At 42.3% G+C, this 24,493-nt stretch carries 22 protein-coding genes and 1 tRNA gene; 13 read left to right on the top strand and 10 right to left on the bottom strand.

Annotated features, from left to right (window positions below):
• The first annotated feature begins 166 nt into the window (after nucleotides 1-166).
• Nucleotides 167-937 (top strand): hypothetical protein, encoded by a 771-nt coding sequence (locus ACQFX9_RS21655; RefSeq protein WP_427158389.1) that lies wholly within the window; start codon nucleotides 167-169, stop codon nucleotides 935-937.
• Nucleotides 938-1,139: 202 nt separating this feature from the next.
• Here the strand turns inward: ACQFX9_RS21655 and ACQFX9_RS21650 are convergent, their stop codons facing one another.
• The 4 genes from ACQFX9_RS21650 to pds all read right to left on the bottom strand — a co-directional run bounded on the left by ACQFX9_RS21650 (nucleotide 1,140) and on the right by pds (nucleotide 5,199).
• A complete protein-coding gene (locus ACQFX9_RS21650) occupies nucleotides 1,140-2,447 on the bottom strand; it encodes an ABC transporter substrate-binding protein (protein WP_427158387.1) in 1,308 nt (435 codons plus the stop codon).
• Between the two features lie 195 nt (nucleotides 2,448-2,642).
• Nucleotides 2,643-2,734: transfer RNA gene (locus tag ACQFX9_RS21645), tRNA-Ser, on the bottom strand.
• Nucleotides 2,735-2,843: 109 nt separating this feature from the next.
• Complete coding sequence (crtB, locus tag ACQFX9_RS21640; protein ID WP_427158386.1) at nucleotides 2,844-3,776, bottom strand: 15-cis-phytoene synthase CrtB; 933 nt, start codon at nucleotides 3,774-3,776, stop codon at nucleotides 2,844-2,846.
• The gene (gene pds / locus ACQFX9_RS21635; RefSeq protein WP_427158384.1) at nucleotides 3,760-5,199 is read right to left on the bottom strand and encodes a 15-cis-phytoene desaturase; all 1,440 of its coding nucleotides are present in this window, start codon (nucleotides 5,197-5,199) and stop codon (nucleotides 3,760-3,762) included. Before pds ends, crtB begins: the two co-directional genes overlap by 17 nt.
• 200 nt (nucleotides 5,200-5,399) lie before the next feature.
• Here pds and nagZ point away from each other — a divergent pair, with 200 nt between their 5' ends.
• Nucleotides 5,400-6,485 carry a beta-N-acetylhexosaminidase gene (gene nagZ, locus ACQFX9_RS21630; protein WP_427158383.1) on the top strand — a complete coding sequence of 362 codons (1,086 nt, stop codon included), beginning with the start codon at nucleotides 5,400-5,402 and terminating at the stop codon, nucleotides 6,483-6,485.
• Nucleotides 6,486-6,580: 95 nt separating this feature from the next.
• Here the strand turns inward: nagZ and ACQFX9_RS21625 are convergent, their stop codons facing one another.
• Nucleotides 6,581-7,012, bottom strand: coding sequence for a KTSC domain-containing protein (locus tag ACQFX9_RS21625; protein WP_427158382.1), 432 nt, complete (start codon nucleotides 7,010-7,012; stop codon nucleotides 6,581-6,583).
• 266 nt (nucleotides 7,013-7,278) lie between these two features.
• Here ACQFX9_RS21625 and ACQFX9_RS21620 point away from each other — a divergent pair, with 266 nt between their 5' ends.
• The 5 genes from ACQFX9_RS21620 to ACQFX9_RS21600 all read left to right on the top strand — a co-directional run bounded on the left by ACQFX9_RS21620 (nucleotide 7,279) and on the right by ACQFX9_RS21600 (nucleotide 10,276).
• Nucleotides 7,279-7,506, top strand: coding sequence for a hypothetical protein (locus tag ACQFX9_RS21620; protein ID WP_427158381.1), 228 nt, complete (start codon nucleotides 7,279-7,281; stop codon nucleotides 7,504-7,506).
• Nucleotides 7,507-7,781: 275 nt separating this feature from the next.
• Nucleotides 7,782-8,687 (top strand): ATP-grasp domain-containing protein, encoded by a 906-nt coding sequence (locus tag ACQFX9_RS21615; RefSeq protein ID WP_427158380.1) that lies wholly within the window; start codon nucleotides 7,782-7,784, stop codon nucleotides 8,685-8,687.
• A 244-nt stretch (nucleotides 8,688-8,931) separates the two neighbouring features.
• Nucleotides 8,932-9,189 carry a hypothetical protein gene (locus tag ACQFX9_RS21610; protein WP_427158378.1) on the top strand — a complete coding sequence of 86 codons (258 nt, stop codon included), beginning with the start codon at nucleotides 8,932-8,934 and terminating at the stop codon, nucleotides 9,187-9,189.
• Nucleotides 9,190-9,308: 119 nt separating this feature from the next.
• Nucleotides 9,309-9,617 (top strand): DUF3181 family protein, encoded by a 309-nt coding sequence (locus ACQFX9_RS21605; protein ID WP_427158377.1) that lies wholly within the window; start codon nucleotides 9,309-9,311, stop codon nucleotides 9,615-9,617.
• A 446-nt stretch (nucleotides 9,618-10,063) separates the two neighbouring features.
• A complete protein-coding gene (locus tag ACQFX9_RS21600) occupies nucleotides 10,064-10,276 on the top strand; it encodes an acetyltransferase (protein ID WP_427158376.1) in 213 nt (70 codons plus the stop codon).
• A 62-nt stretch (nucleotides 10,277-10,338) separates the two neighbouring features.
• On the opposite strand, the gene ACQFX9_RS21595 is transcribed toward ACQFX9_RS21600, so the two are convergent.
• From ACQFX9_RS21595 to ACQFX9_RS21585, 3 genes are all read right to left on the bottom strand, one after another.
• Nucleotides 10,339-10,791, bottom strand: coding sequence for an ABA4-like family protein (locus ACQFX9_RS21595; RefSeq protein WP_427158375.1), 453 nt, complete (start codon nucleotides 10,789-10,791; stop codon nucleotides 10,339-10,341).
• A gap of 29 nt (nucleotides 10,792-10,820) precedes the next feature.
• Nucleotides 10,821-11,867: a cobalamin biosynthesis protein CobW gene (cobW, locus tag ACQFX9_RS21590; RefSeq protein ID WP_427158373.1), complete on the bottom strand. Its 1,047-nt coding sequence runs from the start codon at nucleotides 11,865-11,867 to the stop codon at nucleotides 10,821-10,823.
• Nucleotides 11,868-12,170: 303 nt separating this feature from the next.
• Entirely contained in the window at nucleotides 12,171-13,784 is a 1,614-nt protein-coding gene (locus ACQFX9_RS21585; RefSeq protein WP_427162968.1) for an NAD(P)H-quinone oxidoreductase subunit 4, read from the bottom strand.
• 415 nt (nucleotides 13,785-14,199) lie between these two features.
• On the opposite strand from ACQFX9_RS21585, the gene ACQFX9_RS21580 reads away from it, so the two are divergent.
• The 4 genes from ACQFX9_RS21580 to prmA all read left to right on the top strand — a co-directional run bounded on the left by ACQFX9_RS21580 (nucleotide 14,200) and on the right by prmA (nucleotide 19,932).
• Entirely contained in the window at nucleotides 14,200-15,030 is an 831-nt protein-coding gene (locus ACQFX9_RS21580) for a metallophosphoesterase (protein ID WP_427158371.1), read from the top strand.
• Nucleotides 15,031-15,208: 178 nt separating this feature from the next.
• Entirely contained in the window at nucleotides 15,209-16,036 is an 828-nt protein-coding gene (locus ACQFX9_RS21575) for a metallophosphoesterase (protein ID WP_427158369.1), read from the top strand.
• Between the two features lie 803 nt (nucleotides 16,037-16,839).
• The gene (serA, locus tag ACQFX9_RS21570) at nucleotides 16,840-18,420 is read left to right on the top strand and encodes a phosphoglycerate dehydrogenase (RefSeq protein WP_427158367.1); all 1,581 of its coding nucleotides are present in this window, start codon (nucleotides 16,840-16,842) and stop codon (nucleotides 18,418-18,420) included.
• A gap of 591 nt (nucleotides 18,421-19,011) precedes the next feature.
• Nucleotides 19,012-19,932 carry a 50S ribosomal protein L11 methyltransferase gene (prmA, locus tag ACQFX9_RS21565; protein ID WP_427158366.1) on the top strand — a complete coding sequence of 307 codons (921 nt, stop codon included), beginning with the start codon at nucleotides 19,012-19,014 and terminating at the stop codon, nucleotides 19,930-19,932.
• Nucleotides 19,933-20,144: 212 nt separating this feature from the next.
• Here the strand turns inward: prmA and trxA are convergent, their stop codons facing one another.
• Nucleotides 20,145-20,462 carry a thioredoxin gene (gene trxA / locus ACQFX9_RS21560; protein WP_427158364.1) on the bottom strand — a complete coding sequence of 106 codons (318 nt, stop codon included), beginning with the start codon at nucleotides 20,460-20,462 and terminating at the stop codon, nucleotides 20,145-20,147.
• A 249-nt stretch (nucleotides 20,463-20,711) separates the two neighbouring features.
• On the opposite strand from trxA, the gene fabG reads away from it, so the two are divergent.
• Entirely contained in the window at nucleotides 20,712-21,467 is a 756-nt protein-coding gene (gene fabG / locus ACQFX9_RS21555; RefSeq protein WP_427158362.1) for a 3-oxoacyl-[acyl-carrier-protein] reductase, read from the top strand.
• Between the two features lie 68 nt (nucleotides 21,468-21,535).
• Here the strand turns inward: fabG and ACQFX9_RS21550 are convergent, their stop codons facing one another.
• Nucleotides 21,536-22,624, bottom strand: coding sequence for an MraY family glycosyltransferase (locus ACQFX9_RS21550; protein WP_427162966.1), 1,089 nt, complete (start codon nucleotides 22,622-22,624; stop codon nucleotides 21,536-21,538).
• A gap of 164 nt (nucleotides 22,625-22,788) precedes the next feature.
• Between ACQFX9_RS21550 and groL the strand changes: the two genes are divergently transcribed.
• Nucleotides 22,789-24,462 (top strand): chaperonin GroEL, encoded by a 1,674-nt coding sequence (gene groL / locus ACQFX9_RS21545; RefSeq protein WP_427158360.1) that lies wholly within the window; start codon nucleotides 22,789-22,791, stop codon nucleotides 24,460-24,462.
• Nucleotides 24,463-24,493: the final 31 nt, after the last annotated feature.

The following is a 24,493-nucleotide window of genomic DNA, read 5'->3' as shown; positions in this document are numbered from 1 at the left end:
AAACATCTAGTTATTTAACTGTTAAATCCCAGCAAAATAGACACTAAAGATTTATGTCTATCTCAGGATGTAAGAGGGGATTTCCTGGTGCTAAAGTTTGGATATTGCCCCAAACACACAAATTTGGCATTTTATTGATTGTGGCAACATCTTGTTAGGAGTGAATGTGAAGAATATTTTTGTTCGTAAAGGTATTTACTGCTTATCTAGTTTAGCGGCTGTAGCTGTAGCTGGGACTGGCTTATCTGCTCATGCTCAAACAGTACCTCCCGTTGAGGCAAACAGCGATGCTATGTCTCCCGCAACATCAAGTGTTGAACCAAAAGTGGAAGCACAAAACTTCTCTTTTCCCAGTGCGACAACTTTTAACGCTGACAGCCGGACAGTTACACCCGTACCAGGAACAGTAGCCACTACATCAGCAACCCTGGTTTTACCTGAAGCCGCAACATCTGCTCCTGCTGTTGCACCTACTCCCAACACAGTGGCACAATCAGATATTAATGTTGGTAGACGTACCCGTGGCGGTAGTAGCTATATTGGTGTGGCTGGCAATATTGGTATCGGTGGTGGTGATTCATCCTTGGGAGATGGGAATTTTGCGGCTATCAGCAAGATTGGATTTACTAATACCTTTTCTATCAGACCCTCAGCTGTATTTGGTGATAACACCACGATTCTGATTCCTGTCACCTACGATTTTAACTTTAGACAGGTAGATCCATTTGATGAACCACTAGCGATCGCACCCTATGTAGGTGTAGGTGCAGCAATTAAAACTGGTGATGATTCCCAAGCTGCATTTTTGGTTTCTGGTGGTCTTGATGTCCCTCTTAATTCTCAATTTACTGCCACAGCTGCCATCAATGCTGGATTTTTCGATAAAACAGATGTCGGATTGTTATTGGGTGTAGGCTACAATTTCTCCGGCTTCTAAATTGAGTGCTGAGTGCTGAGTAGTGAGTGCTGAGTAGTGAGTGCTGAGTAGTGAGTGCTGAGTGCTGAGTGCTGTTAGCGGTAGCGGGGCGTTTAGCCCGTGCTGAGTGTTTTTAGGTTAATCAGCACTGAGTTATGAATTACGGAAAGCAAGATACTCATTACTCATTACTCATTACTCATTACTCATTACTCATCACTCCCTACTGCTTGGGAGTCACTTTATCAATTACTTTCAATTTGCCATCGTCTTGTACTGTCCAGACATCGTAAACACCAATGACATCACCGTTAGCATCAACATCGACATTACCACTAGCACCTTGATAGTTAATATCTTTGCCTTCTTTGAGTAACTTCAACCCTTCGCAAACATCGGTGACTTCTACACCGGGTGCATTAGATACTTCTCTAATTTTACTGGACACACCAACACCTGTATTATCTTTAGCTGCTTGTGCTGCCAATACTAACAAGGCGGCTGCATCCCAGGCTTGGGGGGCAAATTCTCCTGGTGAACCACCTTTTTTAGATTGCCAGAGTTTTGTGAAGGCTTCTAAGGCTTTACCATCGGAACCAGGAACAGTCCCGATGACTCCAGAGACGATGAACTTACCATCTGCGGCTTTACCTACTTGTGCGGGAAATTCATCTGATTTCATGCCGTCTGTGAGCATGATTTGTACGCCGTTGGTTAAACCTTGCTGATAAGCTGATTTTAATAATAGACTGCCTGTCTCTACGTAAAAAACGCCCAATACGGCATCTGGTTTACCTGCAAAGGCCGCAGTAGCTTCAGTTTCAAAGGTAGTGGCTTTGGGGTCATAGCGGACAGGGTTACTTTTGTTAACGATTGTTCCGCCCAATTTTTCAAAAGCTTGAACAAAGGCTTTTTCAAAACCAACTCCGTAGTCGTTGTTAATCACTACGGTAGAAACTCGCTTATAACCTTTTTTAATAGCGAGTTCTGCTAAGGCAGGCCCTTGATAACTATCAGGGGGAACTGTCCGCGCCCAAAAGCCTTTGAAATCGCCTTTTTGCGCCAATTCGGTAAATTTGGGGCTAGTGCTACCAGGGGAAATCAGCATGACGTTATTTTGGGCAGCAATGGACACTGCCGCAGTAGATACGCTACTAGCAAATGAACCAACTACACCCGCAACTTTATCTACAGTTGCGAGTTTGGTCATCCCTGCTGCACCTGCTTTGGGGTCGGTTTGGTCGTCTACTGCTACCAATGTGACTGGTTGACCATTCACACCTCCACAGGCGTTAACTGTGTCTACTAGCAGAGGCACAGCAGCAGCCATTTGCTGACCAATTGATGCTAAATCCCCTGTTGTTGGTAGTAATGAACCTATTTTTAATCCGGTGTTATTGCTGCTTGTGGGACTAGTCGTACTGTTGGTATTTCCACCATCAGTAGTATTGGTGGTTGTGCAAGCCGCCATCAAGAACCCAGTGGCTAAGGTAGTTAAGCCCAGGGCGAGGGCAGTACTAATTTTGACCATAATTACTTTCACTCCTCTATTCTATGGGAGCTTGAAAGCAAGATGCAAACTAGATGTTTTTACTTAGTTCAATCTTATATCAAGTCTCCAAAGGTTAAATGATAGCATCTACCTTTGGATACATATAGTGATTGCTACGACTTTTGTATTTTTTTGCAACACAGTTAGTTATGTGTTGCTTTTTTGTCTCCAAAACGGAGAGGGAGGGATTCGAACCCTCGGATGGGTCTTACGAGTCCATCAACAGATTAGCAATCTGCCGCTTTCGACCACTCAGCCACCTCTCCACGGTCACGAAATATAATGTTAGCAGTGATTTTTGAAAAAGTCAATAGTCAATAGTCAATAGTCATTAGTGATTGCTGTTAACTATGGACTTTGGACTATTGACTAAGTTTACAGGACTTGCGATCGCATCCAAGCTATGGGTAGGGTGCATAACTTTTGCAATTGCGGGACATAGGCACGCTGATTAAAGACGTTGTAATCGTTGCGTTCGATGACATCTAAGATTTGCCCGTACAGCATGGAAGCTGCCCACACAGGCCAGCGTGCATCCGGGGCTAGGTGGGCGATGCCTTGTTCGGCTTTGGTGTAGAACTGTCGCGCCCGTTCGATTTGGAAACGCATCAATGCCCGCCAACGGTCATCGACTACACCTTTAAAGAAATCTTGTTCGGTGTAGTTGAATCTGGCTAGGTCTTCTAGGGGGAGATAGATGCGTCCTCGCCTAGCATCTTCGCCGACATCACGCAATATGTTTGTGAGTTGATTGGCAATTCCCAAGGCGATCGCTTCTTCTGTGGGAATATAAAGTGGTTTACGCTGAGACCACGGAGCTGTATTTGCGTTGGTGTCTACTTCCATGACGGCGGTTGACATCAAGCCGACTGTGCCAGCAACGCGGTAACAGTAGAGGTATAATTCCTCAAAGGTTTCATAACGACTACGGTATAAATCCATACGCTGACCAGCGATCATATCCCGAAAGGGCTGGATATCGAGGTCAAAGCGTTGCAGGGTATCGACCAGAGCAACATCATAGTTTTCTACGGGAATACCCGCAAAAATTGATTCTAGATGTTGCTCCCAGAGGTCTAGGGTTTCTGGTGTAGTAATGGCAGCACCGGGGCCGTCTACTAGTTCATCGGTACGACGACACCAAGCATAAATTGCCCAGATAGCTTGACGTTTTGCCGGACTCATCAACAAAGTACCCAAGTAGAAGGTTTTGGCGTACTTGGCTGTGAGATGCCGACAAATTTTGTAGGACTCGTCTACAGAGACCAGCGTTTTCATGCGCGGGGGGGAATCAGGCAGTTGCAGCATTCGTTGCAGGCGGTCGGGTTAGCGTTTGCAGGTTAGAGGCATTAGCCACTGGCAGTGATTCGCAGATCGCCTGCGCTGTTAGCTTACCAGAAAGTACAGCTCCTTCCATACTGCCTAAGTAGCGTTGCATGGTGTAACTCCCTGCTAAAAAGAAGTTAGCGATAGGAGTTTTTTGGGAGGGACGGTACTGTTGACGACCAGGGGTCGCTTTGTAAACTGAACGCGGCGTTTTCACTACATGAGATTTCAGCAACTTGGCTGGATTTTCTCCCCCAAAATCATCGGGGAAGAGTTTTTCTAGTTCTGCAATTGTGGCAGCAACTATTTCCTCATCGGATTTGCTAATCCAATCTTTTGCCGGTGCTAGAACTAATTCCAACATGGAGCGATCAGGATTGGCATATTCGCGACAAGTGTTACTCATATCAGCATAAACGCTGAGGAGGGGCGATCGCGAAAATAATAACTGATCGATATCTGTTAATTTTCGGTCAAACCATAAGTGCAAGTTAATTACCGGCACTCCTTCTAAACCGTCTAGCTTCTGGAAATACTCCATTTGCTGCCAAGGTTTAGGTAATAACACTTTAGCGACATCTACTGATGTGGCGAAAACATAACAGTCGGCGGTTTCAATGTAATCATCTGCACCATTTAAGCCTCGGATGACAAAGTGCTTAACACTACCATCCTCATTGAGAACGATTTCTTTGATTGGTGCATTGAGACGGACTTCACCACCGCCTGCTGTAATGTGGTCAACGATGGGATCGCATAGCCTTTCTGTGGGTGAACCATCTAGGAAAGCTATCTTTGAGCCGTATCTTTCTTGTAGAAAGCGGTTGAGCGCAGTTAAGAGGATGGTGGCAGAAACTTCTTCAGGATTGATAAAAGTCAGTGCTTTCGATGCGGCGATAAACACATCGGTGGAGACTCGCTCATCAATTCCTTGTCTTTCTAACCATTCCTTGAAACTGTACTTGTCCATTTCCTCCACATACTTTTGACCCCGCACCACTGCTGGAGTTAAGCCGACGGCGAAGCGCAGTTTCTGTCCCCAAGTCAACATATCATTGTTGCGGAGAATGGACGCGATGACGTTGAAGGGGGAAGGAATATCGGGAACATCAAAACGGGAGTATGTTCCTGGTTTATCTGGTTGGTTAAAAATCAGTGTATGTTCTTTCCATTGGAGTCGGTCTTCAATACCTAACTCCTTAAGTAACTGGAGCATATTGGGGTATGCACCGAAGAAGGCGTGTAATCCCGTTTCATACCAGTCGCCGTCTGAGTCTTTCCACGCCGCGACAAGACCACCCAATACGTCCCGGCTTTCCAAGACAATGGGAGTGTGACCTGCGTCTGTGAGATATTTCGCGCAGGAAAGTCCTGCTAAACCAGCACCCGCGATCGCTACTCGCATTTAAACCTACTGTTTTTCAATATTTCTTAATTGTTTTGTCGTTCTCATTATACGTTGCAATCTGTTACATTTGGCAGAAAAAAGGGATTGGGTACTGGGGACTGGGGACTGGGTTATCTGAATTTTGAATTTTGAATTTTGAATTTTGAATTGGTATGAGGGTGTAGGATCAGGCCTGAAATGGTTGTGGGTAAATGATTATGTCAGCTGATCAACAGCTAGCGAGTTTTGGAAATCACCTCATTGTTGGTGTTTCTGGTACTACTTTAAGTGATGAAGATAAGCGCGCTCTCAGTGAATTAAAACCTGTGGGGGTGATATTCTTTGCGAAAAACTTCCTAGATGGTGTCCCCTATGAGGTTTGGTTGCAAAGTTTTCGAGAGTTGCACCGGCAAATTAGGGAATATACGGAACGTGATTTGATGTTTTTTACTTTAGATCATGAAGGTGGGCGAGTTGTGCGGACACCTTTACCAATCACTAGATTTCCCCATGCGGTGTTGTTGCGATCGCACTCCCAAGAAGTAGCTAAAGCTACAGGTATCGAGTTAAAATCTTTGGGAATTAATTTATCTTGGTCTCCTGTGGCGGATATTTATTCTAATCCCCAAAATCCGGTGATTGGATTTCGCGCCTTTAGTAACACTCCCGCAAGTACGGCTGAAGCTGTCTGTGAATATTATCAAGGACTCAAAGCATCGGGAATTGTCGGTTCTGCCAAACATTTTCCGGGACATGGCGACACTAGTAAAGATTCCCATTTAGAATTACCTGTTCTTAATCTCACTTTGGAAGATTTGCGTCAACGGGAATTAATACCGTTTAAGGCTTTAATTGAGGCGCAAATCCCAATTATGATGACGGCGCATATTCTTTTTCCGCAAATTGACCCTGATTGGCCTGCGACTCTCTCAGCAGCTATTCTTAAAAATATCCTGCGGGAAGAGTTGGGATTTGAGGGTGTGGTTGTATCTGATGATTTAGATATGAAAGCTGTGTCTGATATGTTTATGCAACAGGGAACAGTGGCGCGTGCATTTAATGCTGGATGTGATTTATTTATTGTGTCGCGCAATATTCATTCATCATCGATGGAACGGACTTATCAAATTGCGGCTGATTTTGCTGAAGCGTTAAATCAGGGTAGCTTGGCTGAGTCTGTGGTGGTAGCCGCTAGAAATAGAATTGAGAAGTTATTAGCAACTACACCACAGTATGATGTAGAGATGTTAGATAAAAAGGTATTTTTACAACACGCAGAATTAGCGATCGCCTGTACTTTTTAGTTAAAAATGTAGGTGATTATAATCACTAATCAAATTCTGGAGACCACAAATCAGAAATTTGTACTTCCCATCCAGGAAGCAAATAGTGACTTGATCTAACATTTATCTAAATCATAGAGGTCATCTATGCGATCGCAATCATATTTTCCTTTAATCTCTTGGTTGTAAAATCTGCCAAGGGAGTCGGATGATTGTAATTCTTGCCAAGTTTCTGGTTCTACTCCTGAATATTGATAGATTGCGCCATTTTGAAACTCAACTTGCAATATTTGGTCATCACTACAATAGCCCACAGCACTAGCCATTGATGAACTCACCGGAAGCATCGCAATTGGTTCTAATTCAAAAGGTAATGTAGCTGTTTCCGCTACAATTTCATTGAGTTCTTGCAATCCTTCAAATGCTTGAATAGGTGCAGGAATTTCGATAAACTCCAACTCATTGCCTCGGTCGAGTAATAGTTGCAAATGTCCATCAGTATGCGCGATCGCAACTAAACTACTCAAGTCTACTTTAGATAGCTTCATGAAATTTGCTCTCCTATTTCTGTAGGCGGGAGTTAGAAGTTTATGCAGTCAGGAATGTATAGTATTTTTGTACTACAAAGCCTATTGATTGTCAATCTCATTCATCTACTCTTCAAAAAAGGCTCAAATAAAGACATAACAGTGATATTTATGTCTTCAATTAGCTGCATAACTTCTATATCTACCAATGAAAATTACCCAATCACGAGGTTAAATAACCTCACTAAATCACCTCCAACTAGTACATTTCTCAGGAGAATAAAGTTATGCAACATCCTTTTGATTTAAGCATCACAGATTTAGAAGCTTTAAATCTGGAAACTCAAGAACTAACTGATGAAGAAGCTGATCAAGTAACAGGTGGATTAAAACCCATCTTCACAACTCTGGCTTTAGGCGAAGAAGGCGGCAACGCTACTACTTTAGCTTTAGGTGAAGAAGGGGGTGATTTTACTACCTTAGCTTTAGGCGAAGAAGGCGGTTGTACAAAATAATCAACTATTAAGCCTTATACCAATTCTTTATGAAGCTGTGCCAAATAAATGATGTAGAGACGTTGCATGCAACGTCTCTACAGTACAGAATAAAGTGCATCTTCATCAAGTGTGTTATGGCTAGATATCATTTGCTGACACATCTAAATCTACACACAGCCGTAACAAAACGGCAATAAAGCGGGAGGAATATCCACACCGTTTTTTTCCTCCCCTACTTAATATCTACTTAAAATTTAGGCTATTTTTCTGTTTATATTGGCAGTCATACCGGAATGAATATTTTAATTTTAGGCAATCCTCAAGATGTTCATGCAGTTGCTATTAAGCAAGCAATTACAGCAGCAGGTGCAATAGCCGATTATTTAGATACATCCCTTTTTCCTCAACATTTAAAACTATCTTGGCAGCCGGGGACAACAACTGGCTGTTTGAGATTGCCTTCTGGAAAGTTATTAAGAATTACAGATATATATAGTGTTTATTGGCGGACTTTTTCTGGGGTAAATGTACCATCATTACAAGATGAATATCAGCAAAGAATTGCTACTAATGATGCGATGGGTACATTGCGATCGCTCATGCAAGCTTGTCCGGCTCGTTGGGTAAATTCTTGGCAAGCATACGAATTACATAAAGAAAAACCACTACAATTAAGCATGGTTAAAAATGTCGGTGTAAAAATTCCCAAGACGTTGATTAGTAATGACCAAGAAGAAATTATTCAATTTACCAATTCCTTAGAAAAAGCTATCTTTAAACCAGTCTATGGCGGCGCACATACTAAACCAGTCACACCAGAACATTTAGAACCGAAAAGATTAGAATTAGCTTTACGGCTTGCACCAGTGACTATTCAAGAATATATCCCTGGGACTAATATTCGTACTTATGTAATTGGTGATGCCATTTATAGTGCAGAAATTCGTTCTAGTCATTTAGATTTTCGAGAAGATAGGGAAGCCGAGTTAATTCCTGTAGAGTTACCTGCTTCAGTTCAACAACAATGTTTAGCTATTACTAAAGCATTAATGCTAGATTGGACGGCTATAGATTGGCGTTTAAATCCCAATGGGGAATATGTTTTTCTCGAAGCCAATCCAAGTCCCATGTTTTTGCATTTTGAAAATCAAACAGGTTTTCCCATTACGCAAAAATTAGTGCAGTTGTTAATGCAGTAACTAAAAGTTTGGAGTCAAGAGTTTAGTCTTAGTTCGATGGCTAAGAAACTTCCAAATAAAACAAAATACCGAAATGTAGGGTGCGTCAGTGTCTGAAAAACTAACTACGCCAAGAAATTATTCATACTGACGCACCCTACTAAACGAGTCAACTGTAAATCATGTTTTCGCTGTGCTACAAATACGCCCAAAAACCTTAAAATAGTGAGAGTGTATTAAAAATCGTAAAGCGTAATCAATATTTATGCCTCCCCGTTGGCCTCGTAAACCCGATCGCAATGATCCTGAATTTCGCAAGTTAGACGATCGCATGAACTTCGCTGTTCATGTAGCCGTTGCTGCTACGATTAACTCAGGTTTATGGTTCTTCCATAACTTGACAGCCGCTAATTGGGAATGGTTGCCCCCATTGACAGCAGGTTGGGTTGTAGTATTGTTAGGACATCTAATTTACATTGCGGCGATCGCAAATTACTCTCCTATTCCCCCCAAATCCACCTGAAGAGGGAACACTCACGCTAGGGTGATTGTAACCTGCGGTTGTGTATTTGCCTGATAAATTGCGCGATAATGTTAATTAGTCTGAGACTTTGCGCTCTTTGTTGATTTGGAGTGATTTATATGGCTAAGACTAACACCACAGAATTACTAGAAGCCCTAGCAGCCGAAATCGGCGACAATATTTATATAGATATTGCTAAATGGCATCTTTATTTATCTAACGCCAAGTTACACACTGTAGTAGCTGAACAGTTATATCCTCTGATTACCTCTAAAGCGGTGACTGAAGACCGAGTTACACAGGTATTAGAATCTATTCCCGTTAAAATTGGTGGTGGGAGAAGAGAACTACCTTTGATAGATTTACTACCTCTGCAATGTCAAGTTAACTTAGTCGATATTTTAGAGAAATATCAACGCGAGATGTAGTTATAGTATAGGCAGGCGATCGCATACGCAATTTAAATAGCAAGCATTTCTCCAAGGATTTAATAATATAGTATTTGACGATGGTGATTTGCTTGCTCTAAATGCTGGCTTTGAATTTAAAAGATTTCCCAGCAACTAAATTCTTGAACGACACAGAGAAATTATATTTATCTCTGTAATTGTTCATAGTTATAAATCAATAAGGTTCAGTTAAGGGGGTGAGAGTTAATTTCTCAATTTTTGCTCTGCCTATTAGACAATGAGCAAGATTTGGGGGATTCTCCCCCAAGCCCCCGATTGGGGGACGGTTGCGTCCCCCAAACCCCCTCCAAAACCGTTTTTTCGTTTTTTGTTGAGTGATCATTTGCTGGCTTGGTTGAAATTTATTTTTCTTATCTGAACCGTATTGAGTTATAAATATCTTGTCAATTAGAGGAGGTAATGATATGTTTTTACAACTTAAAAATACCAGTGATTTAATCAAAGTTCTTGATATCCAAGAATTAATTAATCCCAATTTAGACGTAGTTCATGGTCAAGACCAAGAAGGTCAAGAAGAACAAGAACCTGATACTTTCAAAAAAGCCAATCTAGTTTTTCCCTCTGGTGAAAGTTTACCACGCTGTTGGATAGATGCAAATTACAGAATGGCTGTGTAAGCTTAAGATATGTAAGGGACATAGGGGAGTGAGATAATTTTCTCATCTCCCCTATTTATTACCTAAGATTCAGCACTTAATTTAGGTTCGGTTTGGGGTGAAATTGCTTTAGTAATCCAGACTGTGAAAATGTGGGATAGCACTCCTAAAGGGCCTGCAAATAAACAGAGTATAAGTGAGTGAATTGTCCAAATCCCAGTTTTTTGTCCTTCCCAATAAATAAATCTCCCTACAAATAAATCCATTACTAAAAAATGAATCCAACCTGTAGCCGCAGCTTTTTCGTCTGCGAAGAATTTTGCAATATCAGCAAGTTGTGGATTAGATAAGGCTTGGGCATTTTCTGGGGTAATACTGGTAATAAATAAATACAAATATGCCCCAGCTAACGGTAAAAATGGAATGTATGATTCCATGATTCGCCGTGTGACTTTCCAATTCGGGAGAAGAATCATTAATGCCCAAAAAGGCAAAACGAAAACATTAGCAACGTTAAATAATTGCGTGATGTCCATAATATGTTTGATTAAAATTTTTGCAGTCGTCAACACTCAACAGTCAACAATTGTGATTCTATCTCTTTTGAGTTTAAATCACGCCCAATAAATACTAAACGGGTTTGTCTGGCTTCTGTGGCTTGCCAAGGACGATCATAAAACTTTTCAAAGCGGTTGCCTACGCCTTGCAGCACTAAACGCATGGGTTTATTTGGTACGGAAACAAAGCCTTTAATGCGATAAATTTCTTGTTGATTTACTAGTGATTCTAATTGTTTTTGCAGTTTTTCTGGGTCAAAAGTCCGGTCTAAAATAACGTGTGTAGAGTTGATTTCGTCGTCATGGTCGTGGTCTTCTTCGGTGTCGTGGTGACTGGGACGACTATCTAAATTATCTTCCACGGCAGCTTGCCATCCTAATAATATAGATGGGTCGAGTTGACCGCGATCGCTCTCCACAATTTTCACGACTCGTGGTAATTCTTGCTTGACTAATGACTCAACTTGTGATTTTGTCTCGGCATCAACTAAATCAGTTTTGCTTAAAACTACCAAATCAGCACAGGCTAACTGGTCTTCAAATAGTTCTTGCAATGGTGTTTCATGTTCTAGACTATCATCGGCTTGACGTTGGGAGGCGATCGCATCCAAATCACTCGCAAACGTCCCAGCAGCCACAGCAGCGCAATCTACCACTGTCACTACTGCGTCTACTGTAGCGGCGTTACGGATTTCTTGCCAGCGAAAGGCTTTCACCAAGGGTTTAGGTAAAGCTAACCCAGAAGTTTCAATCACAATACAATCAATGCTGTCGCGGCGTTTGATTAACTCCTGCATTGTCGGATAAAACTCCTCTTGCACAGTGCAGCACAGACAGCCATTCGTTAATTCAAAAATATTATTCCCATCAGCTTCATCTTCAGGGCAAATTTGACAGGATTTCAACAACTCGCCATCAATACCCAGTTCGCCAAATTCATTGACTAATACAGCAATGCGACGACCTTGGTTATTTTGCAGGAGGTGGCGAATTAGGCTGGTTTTTCCACTACCCAAGAAGCCTGTAATGACGGTAACGGGAATTTTTGTAGCCATCTAAATTAATTAACAATTCAAAACAGCAATTTTCAACCCACCGAAGTGGGTTTTGCTTGTGTGGTTCTTTCTTAATATATATGAGTTCTCGCTTTTAAATTGCACAGCCAGTACAAGTCCCTATTCGCAAATCCTTGAATCAGAAAAAATCCTCACCACTCCTCAATCACTACTCCCCACTCAGCACTCAGCACTCATCACTCCCCACTCCGTTTTGTCAAAATTTTAGGGGTAGTTTCGCAACCACCCCTATTTCCCCTCATATTTAGAATTTACTTTCAGCACCTTTGCTGATACTTATACTTACTTTGAGATATTAACTAAACTTTCGACTTCAGCAGAAGCTAAAGTTGGTGCGGTGAAAATTTGAGAGTACAAACTCTTTGGCTGTTGTCCACCTACAACTGGTAATACTTGACGCGCATGGGTTGCAACTTCTACTGTCTTCACATCGTAAGTCTGCGTTACCATTTTGGGATACAAACCGATACCGATGATGGGAAGAATCAAGCAAGCGGTGATGAACAACTCACGGGGTTTGACATCAGCAACTACAGTATCTAAATGTAATTCTTCACTTTGATCACCGTAGAACACTTTACGCAGCATGGACAGTAGGTAAATGGGGGTTAAAATCACGCCTACTGCTGATAAGAGAACTACGACAACTTTAAAGCTGGAACTGTAAACATCACTGGAAGCGATACCCAGGAATACCATTAACTCACCCACAAAACCACTCATTCCAGGTAAGGCTAGAGAAGCCATTGCACCTGCGGTGTAGAGTGCGAAGGTTCTGGGCATAACTTTACCAATACCGCCCATCTTATCCATTAATAAGGTGTGGGTACGTTCGTAGGTGACACCAGTTAAGAAGAATAAGCTAGCTGCAATTAAACCGTGGGATACCATTTGTAACATCGCGCCACTTACACCCAATTCTGTGTAGGAAGCTAAACCGATGAGGACAAAACCCATGTGAGCAATTGAAGAGTAAGCAAGGCGGCGTTTGAGGTTGGTTTGAGCAAAGGCGCAACAAGCACCGTAGATAATGTTAACTACACCTAAGATTGCTAAGACGGGAGCGAAGTAAACGTGAGCGTTAGGCAACATTTCCATGTTGAAGCGAATTAAGGCATAACCGCCCATCTTCAACAACACACCAGCTAGAATCATGGAACCAGGTGCGGAAGCTTCACCGTGAGCATCAGGTAGCCAGGTGTGTAAGGGGAAAATTGGTAGTTTGACACCGAAGGCAATTAAGAAACCTGCGTAAGCTAATAACTCAACAGCTTTGGGATATTCTTTCATTCCCAAAGAGGCGATATCGAAAGTAAATGTATCTCCAGAGAATGCTAGTGCAAAGCCAGCTACGAGAATAAATATAGAAGCAGCCGCAGTATAGAGGATAAACTTGGTAGCTGCATAGCGGCGTTTTGCGCCTCCCCAGATGGAAATTAGCAAGTATACAGGAACTAGCTCAATTTCCCACATGAGGAAGAATAACAGTAAGTCTTGGGCAACAAACACGCCTAACTGCGCGCTATACATTGCCAACATCAACCCATAAAATAATCGCGGCTTGTTGGTTACTTTCCAAGCCGCGAAGATTGCTAGGGTGTTAATTAAGCCTGTCAGTAAGATGAGAGGCATCGATAAGCCATCTACTGCTACTGACCAATTTAAGCCTATTTGGGGTAGCCAAGCGTATTTTTCGACAAATTGATAAGCGGAACTGTGAAAATCGTAGTTTTGCCAAAAGGCGTAAATCATTAAGGCAAAATCAGCGATCGCTACTCCTAATCCATACCACCGAACAGTTTTACCTTCTTTATCTGGAATTATAGGGATGGCTAGGGCTGCCACCAAGGGTAAGGCAATTATGGCTGTTAGCCAGGGAAATTCAACGGGATTCATCACTTCTAACAATCGTTTTTTGTTTTCGCTTTTGATTACATTATATTAAGGAATTCTTACTTTTGTAAACGTTATTTATCTCTATAGAAATTAAATTTTTCTGATCGTTTAGGAATATATACTCAAAAAAACCAGTGTTTTCCGCAAAAAAGAGCATAAATACTTAGGATAATTTCGACTCATCCATCCTAATCGTAAACATTTGTAACGTCAACAAACGGCAGCAAGTATAAATTACCGTTACAAATCGCAATATATTGCCGGAGGGATGTAGAGGTGATAGAGAAACTTACCTGATAGCAATTTTAGATTTTGAATTTTGGATTAAAGGCTGTAAGCTCTCTCCCCTGCCCCCTGCCCCCTGCCCTCTTCCTCCTTGTTAAGCTAGGCTAAGTAGAGATTCATTGAGTAAATTATGCACAGACTTTTATCTGGGCCGTTGAGTGTGGAACGATTGACGGTGAAGATTGCAGGGTTGTCTGCGTCGCTACAGGGTAAGAAGTTAGTGCAGTTGTCAGATTTTCACTATGATGGTTTACGGCTTTCGGATGCGATGTTGCAAGAAGCGATCGCTGTTACTAACCAAGCACAACCAGACTTAATATTATTGACAGGGGATTATGTCACTACTACCCCTGAACCCATTCACCAATTAACGCCACACCTCGAAAAACTGCAAAGTCGTCATGGGATTTACGCTATTCTCGGCAATCATGACTTATATTACAAAAATTCCCAAACTGTAATTACTCAGGCACTTACTAATATTGGTATTCGCGTACTTTGGAATGAAATCGCTTATCCATTAGGAAAGGAATTACCAATAGTCGGACTGGCTGATTATTACTCACGGGAATTTAATCCAGCCGCAATTTTTCCACAATTAGATCCCGCAAAACCTTGTTTGGCAATAGTTCATCATCCTGATACTGCCCATCATTTACAAGCTTGGCGGGTAGATTTACAACTCTCTGGTCACACTCATGGGGGACAAATTGTTATCCCCGGCTTGGGGGCTGTATTACCCTATCACAAAAAAATCATCCGTAAAATTCCGATACGAGTGCGACGATATTTCCCATTTCTACGCAAAGAATTTTTTATAGTTCGTCATTGGGAATGGTTACAGGGCTTACATCGTCTCGGCAATAATCAACTGTATGTCAATCGAGGTTTAGGAACCTATTTCCCAGGGCGCATATTTTGTCCACCAGAAGTAACAGTAATTACACTGGAGACAGAATAGTTATTAGTCAATAGTCAACAGTCAATAGTCAACAGTTATTAGTCATTAGTTATAATTCCTTGATGATCCTGATGCCCTTACACCCTTAGATTAAGTTATTATTTTTTAACACTTTCTCAAGACTTATTTTGTTTTTTGATAAGCTGTAGACGCTGGTATGAGGAGTTCCTAATAGGTTATGCACTGGTTGTTTACAGGACGTTTAAGTGTAGATAAACTCACGGTTAAGATTGCAGAACTACCATCCAGTTTGCAAGGCTTAAAGTTAGTGCAGTTGTCAGATTTCCATTATGATGGATTGCGATTATCAGAAGAATTACTAGCAGAAGCGATCGCAGTGACTAATGAAGTAGAACCAGATTTAATAGTATTAACTGGTGATTATGTTACTGATGATCCTGCACCAATTCATCAACTAGCATTAAGACTAAAATATCTACAAAGTCGCTATGGCATTTATGCCGTACTTGGTAATCATGATATTCACTTCCAACACTCCCAAGTAGAAATTACTCAAGCTTTAACCAGTATCGGTGTGAACGTCTTGTGGAATGAAATTGCCTATCCTTTAGGAGAAGATTTACCAATAGTAGGATTAGCTGATTATTGGTCAAAAGAATTCCATCCTGCACCACTAATGGAACAACTCAAGTCATCTACACCCAGAATTGTTTTATCTCATAATCCAGATACCGCGAAAATTTTAGAACAATGGCGAGTCGATTTACAGTTATCTGGTCACACTCACGGAGGTCATATTGTTTTACCAGGTATAGGGCCTGTAGTTTACCATTATAAAAAACTCCTCAAACAAATTCCCAAAAAAATGCGCCGTTGGATTCCGTTGTTATTAGGAGATTGTTCTAAAGTGGTGCGATATTGGGAATGGGCGCAAGGATATCACCAAGTTTCTACCAATCAGTTATATGTAAATCGTGGTTTGGGAACTTATAGACCAGGACGCTTATTTTGTCCCCCAGAAGTAACTGTGATTACGTTAGTTTAAGAGTTAATAGTCATTAGTCATTAGTCATTAGTCATTAGTTATGCCCAATGACCCATGCCCGATGCCCAAAAAATACAATAACCGCCCCAAGCTAAGAAGGAAATAATCATTAGCTGAGGCGGCTTAGTAAATGTGCAATTGTTAGAGAAGATGGAAAAAACAGAGATAAAACAACTCAACTAGGGTGGACAACGTTCGCAACCATTACCCTTAGAACCTTGCATCCTTGATTCCAATAGGCAGGCATTTCTGGCTGTAAGTTCAAAACCTCCACAAATAAATCAATAAACTCAAGGCGAAAACACGTATACAGGATGCGACCGACGAGTTTAAGATTGCGAATCGATAAGCCATTAGAGCAGGAGGTACAGGCTCTAACTTCAAGGTTTGTATCTAATGAACTTTTAACCTTTTTGTACCTTGTTCTTAATTTAGCACCTTTATCTTTCTGGTGATCTGTCTATTTACTAAACTTGAACACCATTAACGTATTGCAACAATTGAGAAATTTTCCTTAATTATTTTTTTACGTCGCTGTCTCATGCCTCAAAAAAAGGTCGAAAATTAATTAGTTAACATTCATTACCCTGAGATTCCCCAATCCCCAGTCCCCAGTCCCAGAAATCTTTTCCTTTTACTTTTGCCTTTATCTGTTCCCCCCTCCTCTGGTATCCTCATCTAAGAGGTGTAGGTGCAGCACGGGTTGATATTCAAAAAAATATTTTTGCTGAATGGCCACGAATAAGGACTAAACTAAAAAGTCTTGTGCAGCAAAACTCCTAACTTATATAAATCATGTAATCATGTCTAAGGTTCTTGTCTCCGATCCTATTGACCAAGCAGGAATTGACATCCTCTCACAAGTTGCTACTGTTGATGTCAAGACAGGTCTCAAACCAGCAGAATTAATAGAAATTATTGGTGAGTATGACGCGTTAATGATTCGTTCGGGAACGCGGGTGACTCAAGAAATCATCGAAGCCGGTACTCAACTGAAAATCATTGGTCGTGCCGGTGTAGGTGTGGATAATGTAGATGTGCCTGCTGCTACCCGCCGAGGAATTGTTGTAGTTAATTCCCCTGAAGGTAATACGATTGCGGCGGCAGAACACGCCCTAGCAATGATGTTGTCTTTGTCACGTCATATACCTGATGCTAATGCTTCAGTGAAAAGCGGCGTGTGGGATCGCAAAACTTTTGTAGGTTCAGAAGTATACAAGAAAACCTTGGGTATCGTTGGTTTGGGTAAAATTGGTTCTCATGTGGCGGCTGTGGCCAAAGCGATGGGGATGAAATTACTAGCTTACGATCCCTTCATTTCCGCAGAACGGGCAGAACAAATAGGCTGTCAGCTGGTAGAGTTTGATTTATTGATTCAGCAAGCAGACTATATCACCCTGCATATTCCCAAAACTCCTGAAACAGCCCATCTGATCAATGCTCAGACTCTGGCTAAAATGAAGCCCACAACCAGGATTATTAACTGTGCGCGTGGTGGGATCATTGATGAAGTTGCTTTAGTCGAAGCCGTTAAAGCAGGCACAATTGCTGGTGCAGCTTTAGATGTGTTCGAGTCTGAACCATTGGGTGAATCAGAATTGCGATCGCTGGGTAAAGAAATCATCCTCACCCCCCACTTAGGCGCGTCCACCACAGAAGCACAGGTGAATGTAGCCATAGACGTAGCCGAACAAATCCGCGATGTCCTTCTAGGTTTACCCGCCCGTTCCGCAGTCAATATTCCTGGACTTGGCCCCGATATTCTCGAAGAACTCAAGCCTTATATGCAGCTAGCAGAAACCTTGGGTAACTTGGTCGGACAGCTAGCCGGTGGTCGAGTAGAATTGCTGAACGTGCGCCTGCAAGGCGAACTAGCAACGAATAAGAGTCAGCCGTTGGTAATCGCTGCCCTCAAGGGTCTACTTTATCAAGCCCTCAGAGAACGAGTAAATTACGTTAACGCCAACATCGAAGCCAAAGAACGGGGAATTCGCGTCATTGAAACCCGTGACGCTTCGGCGCGTGACTACGCTGGTTCATTACGCCTAGAAGCCACAGGTACTTTAGGTACGCACTCCGTAACTGGTGCATTGTTAGGTGATAAGGAAATTCACCTCACAGATGTTGATGGTTTCCCCATCAACGTCCCACCCAGCAAACATATGCTGTTTACCCTACACCGCGATATGCCAGGAATTATTGGCAAATTAGGTTCCTTATTGGGAAGCTTTAATGTCAATATTGCCAGTATGCAAGTAGGTCGCAAAATCGTGCGCGGTGATGCAGTTATGGCACTCAGCATTGATGATCCCTTACCAGAAGGGATTTTAGCAGAGATTACCAAAGTACCCGGCATTCGGGACGCGTATACAGTAACTTTATAAAGTGCTGAGTGCTGAGTGCTGAGTTGTGTTAGCGATAGTGCGGCGTTTAGCCGATTCTAAGTGCGTCTTGATTTAAAGCAGGATTAACCGTATCTATATCTCAATATGGTTCGGTTAAGTGAATAGTAGGTTGGGTTGAGCGATAGCGAAACCCAACAAAGTCTTGATAATGTTGGGTTTCGTTCCTCAACCCAACCTACACCAGTTTTGTTTTTAATCTTAACTGAACTGTATTGATCTATATCTATAGATTAGTGAAGAGAAAATACGCCTTATGTGAATTAAAAACGCCCAAGCTATAGCAAGGCTTTCAGGCTATGGTTTAGCCAAAATGTTTAGCCATGTTAACGTATTTACGCCTTTTCAGACTCCAACTCACATAAGCCGTAAAATTTAAGAGTGAAGAGTTAGAACAAACAAGATAACTCAAAGCACTCTAAAACTTCTTTCTCAGCAAGGCTAACATCACACTCCACTAACCAAACCTTCACCCAGCACTCAACACCCAACACTCAGCACTCATCACCCAGCACTCATCACTCAGCACGGGCTAAACGCCCCGCTTCCGCTAACAGCACTCATCACTAAACAATGGCAAACACTTGGTGGGAATTACAGATTTCATGCGAACCAGCGTTAGAAGACTCGGTTTTCTGGCGGTTGGAAGATTTTGGTTGTCGCGGAACAGCTAGTGAAATCAAAGGTACTGACTTTTTAGTTAAGGGTTACTTACCCACATTTCAAGCCCAGGTACTTGATTTAGCGGCTTTGGGGCTATGGTTACGTCAGGATGCTTTGTGTGTGGGATTATCGAGTCCTACCTTGAGTTGGCAGCTAATTGATGAAGAAGACTGGGCTAGTAGCTGGAAACAATATTGGCAACCGCAAGAAATAGGCGATCGCTTCCTCATTAACCCCGCATGGCTACCATTACCTGAAGACATAGATAGATTAGTCATTCGTCTTGACCCTGGTGTAGCTTTCGGCACAGGCAACCATGCTACAACTCAACTGTGCTTGGAATCTCTAGAGATGCGTTTAAGTTCAGTTCCACAATCTTTCATTGGTACAGGTAGTAAACGAGAGTCTGTTGTCATTGCGGATATTGGTTGTGGTTCTGGTATCTTAGCAGTTGGGGCAGTATTATTAGGAGCCGAAAAAGTCTATGCTGTAGACACTGATCCCCTAGCGGTGCAATCGACTTTTAGTAATCGTGCTTTGAATGATATTCATCCAGAAAAGATAGTCCCCGCCGAAGGTAGTGTAGATATTCTTAAGAAACTCATTGAAAAACCAGTAGATGGAATTGTCTGCAATATTCTGGCTGATGTAATTATTCAGTTAGTCCCAGAAATCACCGAGATATCTAAATCTAGCACTTGGGCTATTTTCAGTGGCATTTTAACAGAGCAATCAAAATCCGTCGCTGATGCTTTAGAAAAACACGGGTGGGTAGTTGCTACCATGTGGAAACGTAAAGAGTGGTGTTGTTTAAATGTGCGTCGCTCTTAAACACAAGTAGAATAATGTTTTCATGGGAAAATCGCTAATTATTCTATTGATTTTACTGAAGGGGTAAATAATACTAAATTGGGATGAGTAGTCTTATTTGCAACTGCTAGAACAGAATATTTCCAACGATTAATCTGATTTCTATTAATGATTAATTAACCTCAAAGAAAGTTTAGAGACGCGCATTTTTACGTCTCTAAACTTAGCTTTTGTTAAACTAAACTTTGCAGCCTTTGAACTAGCTGCGGTGCTTGCAAAACACCTTCAACTCGATCAACAGGTTGACCTTGTTTGAACAGTACCAATGTTGGTAGAGCTTCGATTCTATACTGGCTAGCTAATCCTGCGTATTTTTCCGTATCAATTTTAATAATACGCAAACGCCCTTGTAATTGAGCATTGACTTGCTCTAAAATCGGCCCCATCATCTGACAAGGGCCACACCATTCAGCGTAAAAATCTACTAAAACAGGCACATCAGAACCAGACAGCATCTCTTCAAAGCTGTTGAATTGTTTATTTGTAGCCATGTGACACACACCAATTCATTATTGATTGAATTCAATCTTAATGTCTGCTTTGCAAAAACGGTGTAACATTATTTTGTTTTTATTGTTGCGAAATAAATTAGGGATTGGGGACTGGGGATTGGGGATTGGGAAAGCGATTTTTTATATTCAATACTTTTTTGAATTTGCAATTTTAAATTACTGATCATCTGTAGGTACAAATCACCATAAGATAATTAGCGCGGTGATTGAAATTTTGAGGAATAGTTCATGGCTGTTTTTAGTGAAAATTTAAAAGGTCAAGTAGCAGTTGTTACGGGTGCTTCACGAGGAATTGGCCGGGCGATCGCACTAGAATTAGCTGCTTATGGTGCAACTGTCGTCGTTAACTATGCCAGTTCTAGTGGTGCGGCTGATGCAGTGGTAGCAGAAATTACTGGTAAGGATGGAGAGGCGATCGCTCTCCAAGCTGATGTTTCCCAAGCTGATCAGGTAGATGCTCTTGTCAGTGCTGTTATGGACAAATTCAAACGCATTGATATCTTCGTCAATAATGCCGGAATTACCCGTGATACTCTACTATTGCGGATGAAGCCTGAAGAATGGCAAGCAGTCATAGACCTAAATTTAACCGGCGTTTTCTTATGCACTCGTGCTGTGAGCAAAATCATGCTCAAACAGCGTTCTGGCAGAATTATTAGTATCACCTCTGTAGCAGGTCAAATGGGTAATCCTGGTCAGGCTAACTACAGTGCAGCTAAAGCAGGCGTTATCGGCTTTACAAAAACCGTTGCGAAAGAACTCGCTTCTCGTGGAATTACAGTCAATGCTGTTGCACCTGGATTTATTGAAACTGATATGACCAGCGACCTCAAAGCCGATGAAATTCTCAAATACATTCCCTTGGGTCGCTACGGTCAACCAGAAGAAATTGCCGGTATGGTGCGCTTCCTTGCAGCTGATCCCGCAGCCGCATACATTACAGGACAAGTTTTCAATGTTGATGGTGGGATGGTGATGGCTTAAATTTGGGAATGGGGAATGGGGAATGGGGCATTGGACATCAGTTAAAATTTTCTCTAAACCCCTACCCCCTATCTTTCTTCCTTTCCTATGAGCCTTTGCCAAACGGTAAAGCCTAGCAGAACAATAATACTAGTAGTAGAGGCAATCATGACGGGTAAGCTCATCCCCTGAATTCTCATGGCTAATAAGTTGCACAATAGGGTGATTAACCATAGAGTAAATGCAGCTCGACGTTGGGAAAATCCCCAAGCAAGTAAACGGTGATGTAGATGATCTTTTCCAGGGGTACTTAAAGGGTTTTTGCCAGCTAATAACCGTCGGATAAACACTTGGGTGGTGTCTAGAACTGGCAACAACAAAAATAAAACTGAAGGGCCAAGGGCATAGATGGTATTACGTTGTAAGCTACCTAAAATACTTGTGGCTGCTAAAACATAGCCAAAAAAGTATGCGCCAGCATCACCCATAATAATCCTTGACGGGTGGAAATTATGGCGTAAAAAGCCCAAGGCAGCACCCCCCAAGGCTGCTAAGACTAAGGTAGCCGCCGCACGATTGGGAAATTGGGCAGAAACTGCTAATAAACTCATGGCAGTGATAAAACTAATCCCGCCAGCTAGTCCATCCATGCCATCCATCAAGTTAACGGCATTAGTAATACCAACAATCCACAGGACTGTGAGTAACATCGACAAAATAGAGTCTATCGGTGTACCCAGATGTACATCAACACTGATACCGTTAGCAAATAGTAATAATGCTGTGATAATTTGCGTCCACAAACGTACAGAGGGGGGTAATCCGAACTGATCGTCTATAAAGCCGACCAAGACTAGAATTGAACCTCCCAGTAAAATAGTCAATACTTGAGCTAATACATTCTGAAGTTCAATGGGGCGCAGTAAGATAGCTAATACCAGTGCGGCAATTACTCCCGCATAAATAGCCAAACCTCCTGCATTTGGTAAAGGTTCTCGGTTGAGTCTTCTGGCGTTCGGTTGGTCAGCCCAACCTACCCGCAAAGCAAATTTACGTACTGTGGGGATTAAACGCCAAGTAACTAACCAAGCCAAGATAAATGTAAACACTACTGCTAACCAGCCGGTGCCGCTAGGGCTAGCAATGCCAATCAGCTTAAGGGAGTTCTCTAAGTTCAGAACCATCTCCCGATTTAACCATTACTGCCAGTATCCTACATGAGCATCAAGTGTATATTACTCAATTTTTTTGATTTTCAGATGTGATTTGGAATGTTTAGGTAGTTAGCACTCTGGGTCAGTGAGTGCTAAATTGTCTAATGGAAACGCTAGAGAAAGGGAACATGGCAAAAATTATTTCTTTTGATGAAGATTCACGGCGCGCTCTAGAACGCGGTGTAAATGCCCTGGCTGATGCTGTAAAAATCACTTTGGGGCCAAAAGGTCGCAACGTGCTTTTAGAAAAAAAATTTGGTATTCCCCAAATCGTCAATGACGGGATCACTGTTGCGAAGGAAATTGAGTTAGAAGATCCTTTAGAAAATACTGGTGCTAGGCTGATTCAAGAGGTAGCATCTAAAACCAAGGATGTAGCTGGTGATGGGACAACCACAGCCACAGTTTTAGTACAAGCCTTGATTAAAGAAGGTTTAAAGAACGTTGCCGCCGGCAGCAATCCTGTAAGCTTAAAGCGTGGTATCGATAAAACTATTGAGGCGTTGGTAGCAGAAATTGCTAAAGTTGCCAAGCCAGTAGAAGGAAGTGCGATCGCACAAGTTGCCACTGTCTCAGCAGGTAACGACGAAGAAGTCGGTAACATGATTGCCGAAGCAATGGAAAAAGTCACCAAAGATGGTGTCATTACCGTTGAAGAATCTAAATCTCTCACCACAGAACTAGAAGTAGTGGAAGGGATGCAGATCGATCGCGGTTACATTTCCCCCTACTTCGTCACCAACAACGACCGGATGACGGTAGAGTTTGAAAACACCCGCATCCTGATTACCGATAAGAAAATCAACAGCATCCAAGATTTAGTACCTGTATTGGAAAAAGTTGCCCGTTTAGGTCAACCCCTGCTGATTATTGCTGAAGATGTAGAAGGAGATGCTTTAGCAACTTTAGTTGTGAACAAAGCACGGGGTGTGTTAGCTGTAGCCGCAATTAAAGCCCCCGGATTTGGTGAACGCCGCAAAGCACTGTTGCAAGACATTGCTATCCTCACCGATGGGCAAATGATTTCTGAAGAAATCGGCCTCAGCTTAGATACCGCAACTTTGGAAATGTTGGGTACTGCCCGTAAAATCACCATTGATAAAGAAAATACCACCATTGTTGCTGGTAGCTCTGCTAAACCCGAAGTACAAAAACGCATCGGTCAAATTCGCAAGCAGTTGGAAGAAACTGATTCCGAATACGATAAAGAAAAACTCCAAGAACGCATTGCTAAACTCGCTGGTGGTGTAGCAGTGATTAAAGTCGGTGCAGCCACCGAAACCGAACTCAAAGACCGCAAGTTACGCATTGAAGACGCACTCAACGCGACTAAAGCGGCTGTAGAAGAAGGTATTGTTCCTGGTGGTGGTACAACCTTAATTCACTTGTCTAAAAAGGTAGACGAAATTAAGAACGGCCTGATTGAAGAAGAAAAAATCGGTGCTGACATCATCAAACGCGCCTTAGAAGCACCCTTACGTCAAATTGCTGATAACGCTGGCGTAGAAGGTTCTGTCATCGTCTCCAAAGTCAGAGACAGCGAATTTAACATGGGTTACAACGCTGCTACTGATGAATTTGAAGACTTGATTGCAGCTGGAATTATTGACCCTGCTAAAGTAGTGCGTTCCGCATTGCAAAACGCTGCTTCTATTGCTGGTATGGTGTTAACTACTGAAGCGATCGTAGTTGAAAAACCAGAGAAGAAAGCTCCTCCTGCACCTGATGCTGGCATGGGCGGCATGGGTGGCATGGGCGGTATGGGCGGCATGGGCGGCATGGGCGGCATGGGTATGTTCTAATATCGCGCATGAGGCATGGGGCATGGGAAAC

It is taken from the genome of Aliinostoc sp. HNIBRCY26, assembly GCF_050235535.1.
Lineage (GTDB): Bacteria > Cyanobacteriota > Cyanobacteriia > Cyanobacteriales > Nostocaceae > Trichormus.
This window is presented reverse-complemented; position numbering and strand designations above follow the sequence as displayed.

Excerpts from the sequence above, each read along its gene's own strand:
- ACQFX9_RS21625 (WP_427158382.1), bottom strand. The coding sequence starts at position 7,012 with ATGAAGCTATCTAAAGTAGACTTGAGTAGTTTAGTTGCGATCGCGCAT.
- ACQFX9_RS21615 (WP_427158380.1), top strand. The coding sequence starts at position 7,782 with ATGAATATTTTAATTTTAGGCAATCCTCAAGATGTTCATGCAGTTGCT.
- ACQFX9_RS21595 (WP_427158375.1), bottom strand. The coding sequence starts at position 10,791 with ATGGACATCACGCAATTATTTAACGTTGCTAATGTTTTCGTTTTGCCT.
- cobW (WP_427158373.1), bottom strand. The coding sequence starts at position 11,867 with ATGGCTACAAAAATTCCCGTTACCGTCATTACAGGCTTCTTGGGTAGT.
- pds (WP_427158384.1), bottom strand. The coding sequence starts at position 5,199 with ATGCGAGTAGCGATCGCGGGTGCTGGTTTAGCAGGACTTTCCTGCGCG.
- ACQFX9_RS21600 (WP_427158376.1), top strand. The coding sequence starts at position 10,064 with ATGTTTTTACAACTTAAAAATACCAGTGATTTAATCAAAGTTCTTGAT.
- nagZ (WP_427158383.1), top strand. The coding sequence starts at position 5,400 with ATGTCAGCTGATCAACAGCTAGCGAGTTTTGGAAATCACCTCATTGTT.
- ACQFX9_RS21605 (WP_427158377.1), top strand. The coding sequence starts at position 9,309 with ATGGCTAAGACTAACACCACAGAATTACTAGAAGCCCTAGCAGCCGAA.
- ACQFX9_RS21575 (WP_427158369.1), top strand. The coding sequence starts at position 15,209 with ATGCACTGGTTGTTTACAGGACGTTTAAGTGTAGATAAACTCACGGTT.
- ACQFX9_RS21650 (WP_427158387.1), bottom strand. The coding sequence starts at position 2,447 with ATGGTCAAAATTAGTACTGCCCTCGCCCTGGGCTTAACTACCTTAGCC.
- ACQFX9_RS21580 (WP_427158371.1), top strand. The coding sequence starts at position 14,200 with ATGCACAGACTTTTATCTGGGCCGTTGAGTGTGGAACGATTGACGGTG.
- prmA (WP_427158366.1), top strand. The coding sequence starts at position 19,012 with ATGGCAAACACTTGGTGGGAATTACAGATTTCATGCGAACCAGCGTTA.
- crtB (WP_427158386.1), bottom strand. The coding sequence starts at position 3,776 with ATGCTGCAACTGCCTGATTCCCCCCCGCGCATGAAAACGCTGGTCTCT.
- groL (WP_427158360.1), top strand. The coding sequence starts at position 22,789 with ATGGCAAAAATTATTTCTTTTGATGAAGATTCACGGCGCGCTCTAGAA.
- ACQFX9_RS21610 (WP_427158378.1), top strand. The coding sequence starts at position 8,932 with ATGCCTCCCCGTTGGCCTCGTAAACCCGATCGCAATGATCCTGAATTT.
- ACQFX9_RS21620 (WP_427158381.1), top strand. The coding sequence starts at position 7,279 with ATGCAACATCCTTTTGATTTAAGCATCACAGATTTAGAAGCTTTAAAT.
- ACQFX9_RS21585 (WP_427162968.1), bottom strand. The coding sequence starts at position 13,784 with ATGAATCCCGTTGAATTTCCCTGGCTAACAGCCATAATTGCCTTACCC.
- serA (WP_427158367.1), top strand. The coding sequence starts at position 16,840 with ATGTCTAAGGTTCTTGTCTCCGATCCTATTGACCAAGCAGGAATTGAC.
- fabG (WP_427158362.1), top strand. The coding sequence starts at position 20,712 with ATGGCTGTTTTTAGTGAAAATTTAAAAGGTCAAGTAGCAGTTGTTACG.
- trxA (WP_427158364.1), bottom strand. The coding sequence starts at position 20,462 with ATGGCTACAAATAAACAATTCAACAGCTTTGAAGAGATGCTGTCTGGT.